At 64.5% G+C, this 12,252-nt stretch carries 8 protein-coding genes and 1 pseudogene; 3 read left to right on the forward strand and 6 right to left on the reverse strand.

Annotated features, from left to right (window positions below):
• Positions 1 to 18: 18 nt before the first annotated feature.
• Together AB4Y43_RS26980 and AB4Y43_RS26985 are read right to left on the reverse strand one after the other, a co-directional pair.
• On the reverse strand, positions 19 to 1,641 hold the full coding sequence (locus AB4Y43_RS26980; RefSeq protein ID WP_368684996.1) for an FGGY-family carbohydrate kinase: 1,623 nt from the start codon (positions 1,639 to 1,641) through the stop codon (positions 19 to 21).
• Positions 1,641 to 2,618 carry a sugar-binding transcriptional regulator gene (locus AB4Y43_RS26985; protein ID WP_368729187.1) on the reverse strand — a complete coding sequence of 326 codons (978 nt, stop codon included), beginning with the start codon at positions 2,616 to 2,618 and terminating at the stop codon, positions 1,641 to 1,643. Before AB4Y43_RS26985 ends, AB4Y43_RS26980 begins: the two co-directional genes overlap by 1 nt.
• Positions 2,619 to 2,799: 181 nt before the next feature.
• Between AB4Y43_RS26985 and AB4Y43_RS26990 the strand changes: the two genes are divergently transcribed.
• Together AB4Y43_RS26990 and AB4Y43_RS26995 are read left to right on the forward strand one after the other, a co-directional pair.
• Positions 2,800 to 4,317, forward strand: coding sequence for an FGGY-family carbohydrate kinase (locus AB4Y43_RS26990; RefSeq protein WP_368729188.1), 1,518 nt, complete (start codon positions 2,800 to 2,802; stop codon positions 4,315 to 4,317).
• 15 nt (positions 4,318 to 4,332) lie between these two features.
• The gene (locus tag AB4Y43_RS26995) at positions 4,333 to 6,072 is read left to right on the forward strand and encodes a glycerol-3-phosphate dehydrogenase/oxidase (protein ID WP_368729189.1); all 1,740 of its coding nucleotides are present in this window, start codon (positions 4,333 to 4,335) and stop codon (positions 6,070 to 6,072) included.
• A gap of 57 nt (positions 6,073 to 6,129) precedes the next feature.
• Here the strand turns inward: AB4Y43_RS26995 and AB4Y43_RS27000 are convergent, their stop codons facing one another.
• Together AB4Y43_RS27000 and AB4Y43_RS27005 are read right to left on the reverse strand one after the other, a co-directional pair.
• Positions 6,130 to 7,374, reverse strand: a complete 1,245-nt coding sequence (locus AB4Y43_RS27000) for an amidohydrolase family protein (RefSeq protein WP_368729190.1) — start codon at positions 7,372 to 7,374, stop codon at positions 6,130 to 6,132.
• The gene (locus tag AB4Y43_RS27005; RefSeq protein WP_368729191.1) at positions 7,371 to 8,789 is read right to left on the reverse strand and encodes an MFS transporter; all 1,419 of its coding nucleotides are present in this window, start codon (positions 8,787 to 8,789) and stop codon (positions 7,371 to 7,373) included. The genes AB4Y43_RS27000 and AB4Y43_RS27005 overlap by 4 nt, the downstream gene beginning before the upstream one ends.
• Positions 8,790 to 9,000: 211 nt before the next feature.
• On the opposite strand from AB4Y43_RS27005, the pseudogene AB4Y43_RS27010 reads away from it, so the two are divergent.
• A pseudogene (locus AB4Y43_RS27010) lies at positions 9,001 to 9,150 on the forward strand (alpha/beta hydrolase fold domain-containing protein); the annotation flags it as partial.
• A 159-nt stretch (positions 9,151 to 9,309) separates the two neighbouring features.
• Here AB4Y43_RS27010 and AB4Y43_RS27015 read toward each other — a convergent pair.
• A complete protein-coding gene (locus tag AB4Y43_RS27015; protein ID WP_368729192.1) occupies positions 9,310 to 10,578 on the reverse strand; it encodes an NAD(P)/FAD-dependent oxidoreductase in 1,269 nt (422 codons plus the stop codon).
• A gap of 62 nt (positions 10,579 to 10,640) precedes the next feature.
• Entirely contained in the window at positions 10,641 to 12,179 is a 1,539-nt protein-coding gene (locus AB4Y43_RS27020) for an amino acid permease (RefSeq protein ID WP_368729195.1), read from the reverse strand.
• Positions 12,180 to 12,252 lie beyond the last annotated feature (73 nt).

Here is a 12,252-nt window from a genome sequence, read left to right on the forward strand (position 1 = left end):
CACGTTCCATGTTCGACGTTAGTTGAGGCTTGCGGAAACTGGCCGATGGCGGGATTTCAGCAATCGGGCCGTTTCCGCCCACGTCGGCACCAGCGCCTCGCGTGCCTTGCGATACGCGGGAAAAAGTTGCGCGTACAAGCGGGTCAATTCCGCATCGGGCGACTCGGGCCGTCCCAGCAGCGGCGTCACCCATTCGGCGATGCACGCATTCATGTTCGGGTACACGCCGAGCGCAACCGCAGCCATCATGGCCGCACCGGCCGCGCCCGCTTCCTCGCGGGTGGAGATCCGCGTGGGCGCGCCGACCACGGCGCCGAGCACGCCGCGCAACGCGCGCGAACGCGTCGCTCCGCCGGTCAGGCGTAGCTCGTCAGGCATGGGTATGCCCATCGACGTGTAGCAGTCGCGTGCGGCCATTCCGAGCCCTTCGACCACGGCGCGGACCAGGTCCGGATAGCGGCTTTCGCTCGTCAGTCCAATGAAGTCCGCACGCGCGTTGGGCTCGACAAACGGCCCGCGTTCGCCCGCATCCGAGATATACGGGTGATACAGCAGCGAGCCCGGCCGCCCTTCCTGCAGCCAGCCGTCGATGCATTTGATCCGGTCGCTGCGCGAGAGGCTCGTGCCGAACTGCGTGAGCAGATCGCAGGCGAGATTGAGCACCCAGTCGACGTTCAGCGTGGCCGCCATGTTCGACTGCACCTGCGCCGACATGCCCGGCAACGGCAACGCGATGACATAGCCCGTGCCTTCCGCGTTCAGATGCACGTTCTCGTTGCGCATGGCCCGCATGTGCATGCCCGTCGAGCCGACGATCGAGCAACTCGCGCCCGCCGCGCCTTCGGTGTGGATGCCCGCGCCCAGCGCCGTCAGCACGATATCGACGAAGCCGAGAGACACGGGCGTACCGGCCAGCAGGCCCGTCTCGGCTGCGGCCTGCGCAGAGAGCGGATGCGTGAGTTCGGTCCCGTCGATGATCTCGGGCAGCAGGCCGCGCCGCGCGCTCAGGCCGAGTGCGTCGATGACCGCGTCGTCGTAGCGGCGCGTGCGAAAGTTGCCGTAGGTGAAGCTGGCCTCCGACGGATCGGTCGCGCGCACGCCGGTGAGATTGAGATACAGCCAGTCCTTGCAATGCAGCGCGACTTCGGCGCGCGCCAGCACGTCCGGCATCGTCGCGGCCATATGCGCGATCTGCGCGCCCTGGCTGCATGCGGCGAGCCCGGTGCCGGTCGCCTCGAAGCGCGCGCGACTTGCGGGGCCTTCCTGCAAGGCGCGCACCGTGTTCGCGGCGCGCGCATCGAGCCACAGCCAGGCATCGCTTGCGGGTTGATTGTCCGCACCGACGAGCCACGTGCCATCGCCCTGGCCCGTGACCGCCAGCGCCTGCGTGCGCTGCGCGAGGCCCTCGACCTGCTCGCCGAGATCGCGCAAGGTCTGCGCGCAATCGGCCCAGGTTTGCGCCAGCGACTGGGTCGCCGCGCCATCGGCGCTGGTCGTGTAGCGATTGGGCAGCGAGGCCACGGCAATCTGCCGTCCCGACAAATCGAAGGCCACGGCCTTGATGACCGAGGTGCCCGCGTCGATGCCGACGAGGAGATCTCGTGCCGCGTTGCCCGTGACTGTGCCCATGACCTTGTCCATCACGGCGCTTCCGTCGCGACAGGGTCGCCATTCAGCGCCAGCGCCGTGGCCTCGTCGGTGATCAAGCCGCTAAGGAGTCCGCTCTTCAGGACGGCGCGGATGGCCGCGATCTTCGACGCGCCTCCGGCAATGGCCACAATGCGCCGGCTCGTCAGATCGGCCAACGGAGGCGCGACCGTGCGCGCCGCCAGCGACGTTTCGACGGATTCGCCGGCGTCGCTGAAAAAATGGCCGAGCAGTTCGCCCTTGCCGCCCTTGCTGCGCACTTCCTCGATTTCGGCCGGCTCGATCATCTGCGACGCGACAAGCTGCGCGTCCTCGTCCACCGAGCCGATGCCGACGACCATCAAATCCGCATGCGCCGCGAGATCGAATACTTCGCGCACGCCACGCTGCGAGAGCAGCACCTCGCGATCCTCCGCGGTATTGGCGAAAAACGGCAGCGGCAGCACGTACGACACCGCGCCCGTCTGGTCGGCGAGCTTGTGGATGACGTCGTACGGATTCGCGGTGTACTTGCGCGTCACGCCGCCGAGCAGCGACACGAAACGCACCGTGCCTGCGTCCATGCGCGGGATGTTCGCGACCACGGCGGCGAGCGTGCGCCCGTGTCCGATGCCGATCACGCCGTCCTGGCGCGCCGCGATCTCGCGTTGCAGGAAGTACGCCCCCGCGACCCCCAACGCACGCAACGGCAAGTCGCCTTCGTGCAGATCCGGCACCACTTCGCAATAACTCAGGCCATAGCGCTGGGCCAGTTCGGCTTCGAGCACGACGCACTCGGCGACATCGCCGTCGATCGTGAACTTGATCGCGCCGCTCTGATTGGCGCGCGTGATCAACCGGTGCGCCTTGACGCTGCTCACGCCGAGTCGGGACGCGACATCGGCCTGGGTCTGCCCGGCTGCGTAGTGCAACCAGGCCGCGCGTATCGCAAGGCTGTCCTCGGCATCACGCTTTCCGACGATTTTCGTCATGTTGTCTCCATGCACCCACGAAAAGTGATATTTTTTTCGTGTGTTGAAATTTATTTCAGTGACCTCAAGGTAAGCATTCCTTTCCCCGGCTGCCATCCGCGATAACCCTGGGTGGTCTTCGCCTGCCCGATGGGCCGAAAGGAAGCTGTTGCAACGCATCAAAAAACAGCATGGAGACACGATGGAGCGCTATTTACTCGGCGTCGACAGCGGTTCGACCGCCACCAAGGCCGTCGTCTTTGACACATCCGGACGCACCGTCGCGGTGGGAAGCCGGCGGGTCGAGCAGCGCCAACCGCGCGCGCGACACGTCGAACGGGACATGCAAGAGGTTTGGGCAGCGGCCTGCGGCGCCATCCGCGATGCGTTGCACGAGATTCCGCCGGACTCGATTGCGGCCGTGGGCGTGACCGGGCACGGCGACGGGCTCTATCTCGTCGACAGCGCCGGCGCGCCGCTCGGACCGGGTGTCCTGTCGCTCGACAGTCGCGCATTCGAGGTAACCGAGCGCTGGCGTGAGGCAGGCGTGCTCGAAAAAGCGCTGACGCTGACGGGACAGCAGCCCTATCCCTACGCCGCGGTGAGCCTGCTGAAGTGGATCCAGTTCAACGAGCAAGAGCGCTTTGCGAAGATCGGCCACGTGCTCTTTTGCAAGGACTGGCTGCGTCTGTGCCTGACCGGCGTGCCGGCCACCGATCCGACCGAAGCGAGTTCGTCCTTCACCGATGTCGATACGCAGACTTACAGCGACGAAGTCCTGGCGCTCTACGGCCTGACGTCGATCGGTCATGCGCGGCCGCAGATCATCGCTTCGGCAGCGCCCGCCGGCCGGGTCACCGCGCGGGCCGCCGCGCAGACCGGGCTGAAGGAAGGCACGCCGGTTGCCTGCGGGCTGCACGATGTCACGTCGAGCGCGCTCGGCATGGGCAACATCGAGCCGGGTGTTGTTTCGATTACGGCGGGCACGTTCAGCATCAACGAAATCCTCTCCGATCGACCGCAACGGGATCCGCGCTGGTCATGCCGCAATGGCACGCGCCCCGGCCAGTGGATGAACATGTCCATCTCGCCTGCTTCATCGAGCAACATCGACTGGGCGTTGCGCGAACTCTTTCAGCACGAAACGCAGGAAGCCGCGCGGCGCGGCTGCTCGCTGTTCGACCTGATCGGCGACGAAGTGCAAGCGGCCTTCGCGGAGCCGAGTTCGGTCATGTTTCATCCGTTCCTGTTCGGCTCGCCGTTCGAGCAACCGGCGAGTGCGTCGTTCTTCGGCATACGCTCGTGGCATCGTCGCGCGCATCTGGCGCGGGCCGTGCTCGAAGGCATGGTGTTCAATCACCGTTGGCACGTCGAAGCATTGACGAGCGCGTTTCCTGCGCGTCGGGCCGGGCTGACTGGCGGAGGCTCGTCGAGTCCCCTGCTTGCCCAGCTATTCGCCGATGTCCTCGGCGTCGCGATCGATATTCCCGAGAGTCGGGAGGCCAGCGCGCTTGGCGCTGCGCTCTGCGCCGGTGTCAGCGTGGGCGTTTTCGCCTCGCTTTCCGAAGCGACCGCGCGCGCGTGCCGGGTCGCGCACACGTACGTTCCGGACACCCAACGACATGGCCAACTCGACGAGGCGTATGCGCTCTGGTCGCGGCTCACGGCAGCCATGCAGCCTTTGTGGCCCGCGCTCGATCATGCGGCCATCGCGCACTGAAAGGGGAGCGCAACGATGACAGAACGAAACCGCAAATTCTTTCTCGACCGCGTGAGGCAGCGGCCGAAGGTCAGCGTGTTGATTGTCGGTGGCGGCATCAACGGCGCGGGCCTCTTTCGCGACCTCTCATTGCAAGGCGTCGACTGCCTGCTGATCGACAAGACGGATTTCGCTTCGGGGGCGAGCAGCGCGCCGTCGCGGCTCATCCATGGCGGCGTGAAGTACCTCGAAACCGGCGAGTTTCGCCTCGTGGCCGAATCCACGCTGGAGCGCAACCTGCTGCTGAAAAACGCGCCGCACTTTGTGCGGCCGCTCGAAACCGTATTGCCGATTCACTCGTACTTCGGCGGCATGATCGCGTCCGCGCGCCGCTTCTTCGGCATGAAGGCAAAGCTCGCCGATCGCGGCGCGGTCATCTCGAAGATCGGTCTGGCGATGTACGACTTTCTCGGCCGGCATGACCGCACGATGCCGCGGCACCGTTTCGCGCTCAGAAAGCAGTCGCTGCAGAGCCTGCCGCTGCTCGATCCTGCGATCAAGGCGACTGCCACGTATTACGACGCCAAAGTGACGCAAGCCGAACGGCTGAACTTCGAACTCGTCGCCGATGGTCTCGCTGCCTGCGAGCACGCTGCCGCAGCCAATTACGTGAGTGTCGATCACGTGGAGAGCGGCGTCGTATGGCTGCGTGATCTCGTGACGCAAGAACGCATTGCCACGGAGCCCGCGATCGTCGTCAATGCGGGCGGCGCGTGGATCGACAGCGTCAATGCTGCGTTCGGGATCGAGCGGAAATATATCGGCGGAGCGAAGGGGTCGCATTTGATCGTCGACCATCCCGAACTCCATGCGCAACTGCGCGGCCGCATGGTGTACTACGGCTCGAAGGACGGCCGCATTTCGCTCATCTATCCGTTCATGGACAAGCTGCTCATCGGCTCGACCGATATCCGGGTCGACGATCCGGACGGCGTGCGCTGCGAGGACGACGAGGTCGCCTATATGCTCGGCGTCTTGCGCGAAGTCTTTCCCCGTGTGGATCTCAAGCAATCGGATATCGCCTTCCGCTATAGCGGCGTGCGGCCACTGCCTTATTCAGACGCTGCGAATCCGGGCGATGTGAGCCGCGATCATGTGGTGCACGTCGATCACCTGCCGGGTACGCAGATCTCGGTGCTGTCGCTGGTGGGCGGCAAATGGACGACCTTTCGCGGATTTGCGGAATCCGTCGCCGACGATGTGCTCGGACGCCTCGAACGCTCACGCAGGATCAGCACGCGCCACGAGCCGATCGGCGGCGGCCGTGATTATCCGCACGATGCAGGCAAACGGGACGCGTGGATCGGCGCGCTCGCACAACGCCACACTCTTCCGGCCGCACGGGCCGAGACGCTTTTCGCCCGCTATGGCACAGCGGCTGCGGCGGTCGCCGCGTACTGCGCGCATGCGCAGGACGGACGCGCGGATCATTCGCTCACGGGCAAGGCGGCGTATACGACCCATGAAATCCGATACCTTTGCGAGCAAGATATGGTGACGCATCTCGCGGATCTGGTGTTCCGCCGCACGACCATTGCGATCTCAGGGCATCTGACGAACGCATTGTTGCTGGAAGTCTCCGCGATTGCAGCACAGGCGCTAGGATGGGATTCGGCACGCACGCTGCAGGAAATTGATGCGACGCGTGAAACTGCGTGTGAGCGGCATGGAGTTGTGCTTTCCAGCGGCGAGATTGCAACCCGGAATATTCACTAGTGATGTCCGCACAAGTGCCAGCCTGTCTGCCAATTCGGCTAGCATGCCTTGACCGCTTCAACGCAATTCGTTGAACTCGACGTGTCCGCCCTTCATCACCAGCGGAATGTGATCGCCCTGGCCGCCGAGGCAGCTCAGGTCGCGCAGCGGATCGCCATCGACCACCAGCACGTCGGCATAGGCGCCCGGTGCCAGGCGTCCCAGCTTGCCCGTCATGCCGAGGATTTCGGCGCCGATGGTGGTGGCGCTGCTGATGATCTCCCCAGGCGTCAGGACTTGCGCGCGAATCGTGAACTCGTCGCTTTGCATGCGATGCGATGGGCCGAGCAGATCGGTGCCAAAGCCCATCTTGACCCCGGCGCGTTTGAATATTTCCAGTGACTGCAAGCCGGCCTCGCGCACGATGTCGATCTTGGCCGCGCTCTCGGGGGGCAAGCCGTAGCGCTCCCCTTCCAGATGCAACGCTTCGTAGGCCACCAGCGTGGGCACCGCGTACGCGCCGTGCTCGGACATCAGCGCGGCGGTCGGTGCGTCGATCAGATTGCCGTGCTCGATGGTGCGTACACCGCAGCGCACCGCACGCTGCATCGATTCGGGCGTATAGGCATGCGCCATCACGTAAGTGCCGCGCGCGTGGGCTTCGGCGACGACCGCGCGGATCTCGTCCTCCGAGTAACCGAGCGCGCCGACCGGATCGGTCGGCGACGCGACCCCGCCCGAGGCCATGATCTTGATCTGGTCGGCGCCCATCTGCAGTTCTTCCCGCACGGCCCGGCGCAACGCGTCGACGCCATCGACCACGCGGCTCAAGGCCCCGACGCGCACGCAGCAGTTGCACGGCGCGTCGCCGACGATGAAGTCCGAGCGCGCGCGCACGTCGCCGTGGCCGCCGGTCTGGCTGAGCGCACGCCCGGCAACGAACAGGCGTGGCCCCTGCGCAAGGCCCATTTCGATCGATTGCTTCAGCGCGAAGCCGGCGCCCCCCGCATCGCGCACGGTCGTGAATCCGCGCCGCAAGATGCCGCGCATGATCGGAACCGCCTTGAGCGTGACGAAGACGTTGGGCATTCGTGCCTGGGCCGGCAAGTCGAACTGTGTCGCGACCATATGCGCGTGCAGGTCGATCAGGCCCGGCATGAGGGTCTTTCCTGCGAGATCGAAGATCTGCGCGTCGTGCACGTCAATCGGCTGTGTCGACATTGCCTTGATCGTGTCGCCTTCCACCAGCAGATTGTGGCCCGGCTGCAAAGCGCCTTGCAGCGGATCGAGCAAAGCACCGTTCTTGAACAGGATGCGGTTCATACGTTCCTCCTTTGGTTGCCTCGCGCGAGCGTGTCATGCGCCGACTCCGAGCGCTTCATGCGCATGGCGGCAATTTCTTCGAGCGAGCGGCCGCGCGTGGGTACGCCCATGATCAGAACGGCGAGCGCGCCGATGATCAGCACCAGCGTCGTGGCGCCAAAAACCCCGCCAAAGCCGAGGCGCGGGTAGAGATAGCCAACGAGGATCGGCGCGGCGATCGCGCCCAGGCGCCCGATTGCCGAAGCGACGCCCATGCCGGTCGCACGAACGTCGGTCGGGAACACTTCGGGCGTGAAAGCGTAGACACCGGCATACGTGCCGTTCATGAAGAACGACAGCAGGAAGCCCGCGGTCAGGATTTCGGCATTGCCGTGGGTGAGCGCGAGTCCCAGCGCGGAGAGGCCGCCCAGGGCCATGTAGCTCGCGATGGTGGCCTGACGGCCGATCCTTTCATTGAGCCACGCACCCGAAAAATAACCGGGGATTTGCGCGAGGTACATGACGAGCGAATACGAAAAGCTGCGCGTGATGGTCATGCCGCTTTGCACCAGCAAGCCGGGAATCCACGTAAAGAACGCGTAGTAGCTGAACGTGATCGACAGCCACATGAGCCAGGCCATCGCGGTGATGCTCGCCAGTTCGCGCGACCAGAGCGCCTTGAGGTTGCCGAGCGGCGTGCCGCGCCCCGCGGTCGCCGGCGCGGCCGGCTCGTGCGCTTGCAGCGGTTCGAGCTGCAAGCCGTTGGCGCGCACCTCCGCTTCCATTTTGTCGACGATCGCCGCGGCTTCTGCGGTTCTGCCGCGCGTATCGAGCCAGCGCGGCGACTCCGGCAATGCACGCCGCCACCACAGCAGCATGACGACCGGCAGCGCGGTGATCACCGAGACGACGCGCCAGGCATCGGGTGCCAGCGGGATGACCAGATAACCGAGCACCGCGGCGGCGACGAAGCCGAACGAAAAGAACGCCGCCAGACTGCCGGTGAACGTGCCGCGATACTTGCGCGCCACGAACTCGGAGAGAAACGGCGCCACGATGGCGCTTTCCGCGCCGGTGCCAACGCCGGCTACGATGCGCATCGCCATGAAGAACGGCCAGTCCTGCGCCCCGGCGCTAATGAGCGAAGCGATGCAGTAGATGATCAGCGCCCACACCATGACCGTGCGCCGCCCGATCACGTCGCCGAGGATGCCGGCGAGCGCGGCGCCGAAGAAATACCCGATGAAGGTGCCGCTGCCGAGCACGCCGGTCTGTACGCTGCTCAGATGCCACTGCGTGCGCAGCACCGGCAGCATGAAGGCCAGCACGGCGGCATCCATCGCATCGAACACATAGCCAAGCCCTCCCAGCCACAACAATCGCCGATGAAAGCTCGAATACGGCATGCGTTCTATGCGTGCTGGAATCGTCGACATGGCTTGCCTCCCAGAAGGGGGAGTGGCGTGGCGCCGGGCAATGTCAGGCGAGTATAGGGAGCCGAAATAGACGCGTCTTGACAACAAACCGCACCGAACATGCGGATTCCAGCACAGCGGCACACCCCGCGCGCGGAGCGGCTGAGTGTACGGCTCCAGCGGGCCCAGGAAGTGCGCTATCGCCTCGACAAAAGCCTGATACAGGCGTGCCATAGCGTCGTTCGCCGGCATGCCGCCGGCTTTCGTGGCCGTGGCCGAATTCGATCCCTTGCGTGACGATGGCAATTTTTACGTCGAGCGGTTGCATGCAGCAGGCGTTGCCGCGCAGTTTCATCTCGGGCGCGGATTGCTGCATGGCTGTATGCTGCCTTCGTGAAGAATGCCCAATAAAACGGGCGCTCATTCTTCTTCACGAATCGGCGCATCGGCTCCTGTATTCACTGACGCCGTCGAATACGTAACCCGCGCAGGCAACCCGGCCTCGCAGCAGGCATCGGGTTGCGCGAAGTGAATGCGGGACTCAGTGGCGGTATCCAGCCAGCGCATCGCGCGCCTGGAAAGCACTGTACGTCAATTGTGCGGCCGCGAGGCCCGCGAGGCCGAAGGTGCGCGTCAGGCTGAATGCGGAAAAGCCTTCGGGCACCGGCACGCCCAGCGCCAAGGCGTCGGCAAGCGTCTCGCCCGCAACCGTGGTGGGCGCCATGCCGTGGCCGCCGAACGCGATGGCATGCCAGACGCCGTCGGCGTCTCGACCGATTTGCGGCATCTTGTGCCGCGCGTAGCTCATCAAGCCACCCCACGCGTGTTCGATCTTCACATCCGCCAGTTGCGGATACACGCGTGCGAGGTCGCGCTTGAGCAATCGCGCGATGGCTTCCGGGCCGCGGTCGAGCACCGAGATCCGGCCACCCCAAAGAATGCGCGTGTCCTTCAGCGGCCGGTAATAGTCGAACGCGAAGCGCGTGTCGTAGACCGCGTAGGGTGCGTCGATCGCATCGGCCAGGCGCGCGCCGAGCGGCTCGGTGGTGATCACGTAGGTCGCGATCGGCAATACCGCGCGCTCGATACGCGGTGCGACGCCGCGCGCATAGCCGCCGCCGGCGAACACGACATCCTTCGCCGTCACGCTGCCATGTGGCGTGCGCACGACGAAGCCCGCGCCGTTCCGCTCGATCGCGCGCACCGGCGATTGGTCGTAGATTCGGGCGCCGCCCTGCGCAGCGGCGTTCGCCACACCGAGCACGTACTTCAGCGGATGGAAATGAAAAGCGTTGGGCTCGAAGAGTCCGCCGTGATAACGCGTGGTCTTCAACTGCGAGCGCAATGCGTCCTTCGTCACCGGCTCCCAGTCGACGCCAAAATCGCGCTTCATCAGCGTGCGCGTGGCGTCGAGCCGCGACGGATCATCGAACCAGTTCGCAAGCATGACGCCACGATCGACGATCTCGCAATCGATGCCGTAGCGCGCGATGCGCGTGCGGATCAGGTCCACGGCGTCGACCGTGAGCCGGTACAGGGAGCGCGCCTGGCTGTGCCCGAGCGTGCGCAGCAGATCGGCATTATCGAGGCTGTAACCGCCGAACACGAAGCCGCCGTTACGGCCCGATGCGCCAAAGCCCACGCGCTCGGCATCGAGCACGACGACGTCGCGCACGCCGCGCTCGACTAGCCCGAGCGCGGTATTCAGGCCGGCGAGGCCGCCGCCGACAATGCAGATTTGCGTATCTGTCTTGCCGCTCAGTTGCGGGTAGGACGGGCGAGAGACGGTGGATTCGTAGTAATTTTTCATGCGATTACAGAATTTCGATGTGCGAAAGGAAGACAGGAGAAAGTCGACGCCGCAGTACTGGATCAAACGTCCGAAGCCGCCTTCACCTGATTCGCCTGGATAGCGATGCTGCCAGGATAACCGGCGCTCGACGAAGTCTCGGACGAAGCCGCCATCTGGCGTTCGATCCACGGCGCGATCTCCATGTCTTCGTAGCGAACCAGCCGGCTTTTGCGCACGATCGAGTAGCCCAACCAGACCACGAGAAAGAGCGGCAGGCCGATATAGGTCGCGGCCACATCTACCCAGTCTATCTTATTGGCAAGGAAAGCCTGATAGTTCTGGCCGAGCGTGACGACGGTACACAGCACGGCGGCGAGAATCGGGCCGAACGGGAACCATTTCGCGCGATACGGCAGTTGCTCGAGGCGATAGCCCTGCTTCAGGAATCCCTTGCGGAATCGATAATGGCTGACCGCAATGCCGAGCCACGTGATGAATCCCGCCATACCCGACAAGTTCAGCAACCACAGGTACATCGTCTTATCGCCATAGAGCGACGAGAGGAAGCACAGTGCCCCGACCGCAGTCGTCGCATACAATGCGTTGCGCGGCACGCCGCCTGCCGAGAGCTTCGCGAACAGCCGCGGCGCGCGGCCTTCCATGGCGAGGTTGTACAGCATGCGGGTCGACGCGTACATGCCGGAATTGCCGGCGGACAGCACGGCGGAGAGGATGACCGCATTCATCACGCCGGCCGCGAAGGCAAGACCCGCACGCCGGAAGACGAGCGTAAATGGACTCACGCCGATATCTGTCACGTCGCTCTTCAGTAGGTTGGGATCCGTGTAGGGAACGAGCACGCCAATGACGAAAATCGCGAGCACGTAGAAAAGCAGGATGCGCCAGAATATCTGTTTGACTGCACGCGGAATCGTCGAGCCCGGATTTTCTGCTTCACCCGCCGCCACGCCGATCATCTCCGTGCCCTGGAACGAAAAGCCCGCAATCATGGCAACGCCGAGCATCGCGCTCCAGCCGCCGGCAAACGGCGCATCCTTGATCGTGAAGTTTTCCCAGCCGTTGCTGGGGCCGCCATGCAGGATGCCGAAAATCATCAGGAGGCCGATCGCGATGAACGCAAGCACGGTCAGCACCTTGATCAACGCGAACCAGTACTCGGCCTCGCCGAAGCCGCGAACCGACAACGCGTTGAACGAGAAAACCACAGCCAGGAAGAGCGCGCTCCACCAGATGCCCGGCACGTGCGGGAACCAGTAGCCCATCACGAGCTGCGCCGCGACCAGTTCGACGGCGATCGTCACGGCCCAGCTATACCAGTAGTTCCAGCCGATGGCGAAACCGAAGCCTTCATCGACGAACTTTGCACCGTACGCGGCGAACGAGCCCGAAACAGGCATGAACGCCGCCATCTCGCCGAGGCTCGTCATCAGGAAGTAGACCATCAGGCCGATCACCATGTACGAAAGGATCGCGCCTCCGGGGCCTGCCTGCGATATCGATGCGCCCGTGGCCACGAACAGGCCCGTGCCAATGGAGCCCCCAATGGCGTACCCTTGATTTTCACGCATTTTGCGACGGTAGGTCGGTCTTGCCCTGATGCGGGCTTGCGACCCGCCCCCGTTACAATATCCAACGAAATCAGCGACTTGCTGTTTGGCTATTTTCGCTTGT

This window comes from Paraburkholderia sp. BR10872 (assembly GCF_040965835.1).
Classification (GTDB): domain Bacteria; phylum Pseudomonadota; class Gammaproteobacteria; order Burkholderiales; family Burkholderiaceae; genus Paraburkholderia; species Paraburkholderia nodosa_A.

What these genes read in the sequence shown, in the direction of transcription:
- AB4Y43_RS27005 (WP_368729191.1), bottom strand. Translation starts at nt 8,789, where the DNA reads ATGTCGACGATTCCAGCACGCATAGAACGCATGCCGTATTCGAGCTTT.
- AB4Y43_RS26980 (WP_368684996.1), bottom strand. Translation starts at nt 1,641, where the DNA reads ATGGACAAGGTCATGGGCACAGTCACGGGCAACGCGGCACGAGATCTC.
- AB4Y43_RS27015 (WP_368729192.1), bottom strand. Translation starts at nt 10,578, where the DNA reads ATGAAAAATTACTACGAATCCACCGTCTCTCGCCCGTCCTACCCGCAA.
- AB4Y43_RS26995 (WP_368729189.1), top strand. Translation starts at nt 4,333, where the DNA reads ATGACAGAACGAAACCGCAAATTCTTTCTCGACCGCGTGAGGCAGCGG.
- AB4Y43_RS26985 (WP_368729187.1), bottom strand. Translation starts at nt 2,618, where the DNA reads ATGACGAAAATCGTCGGAAAGCGTGATGCCGAGGACAGCCTTGCGATA.
- AB4Y43_RS27000 (WP_368729190.1), bottom strand. Translation starts at nt 7,374, where the DNA reads ATGAACCGCATCCTGTTCAAGAACGGTGCTTTGCTCGATCCGCTGCAA.
- AB4Y43_RS26990 (WP_368729188.1), top strand. Translation starts at nt 2,800, where the DNA reads ATGGAGCGCTATTTACTCGGCGTCGACAGCGGTTCGACCGCCACCAAG.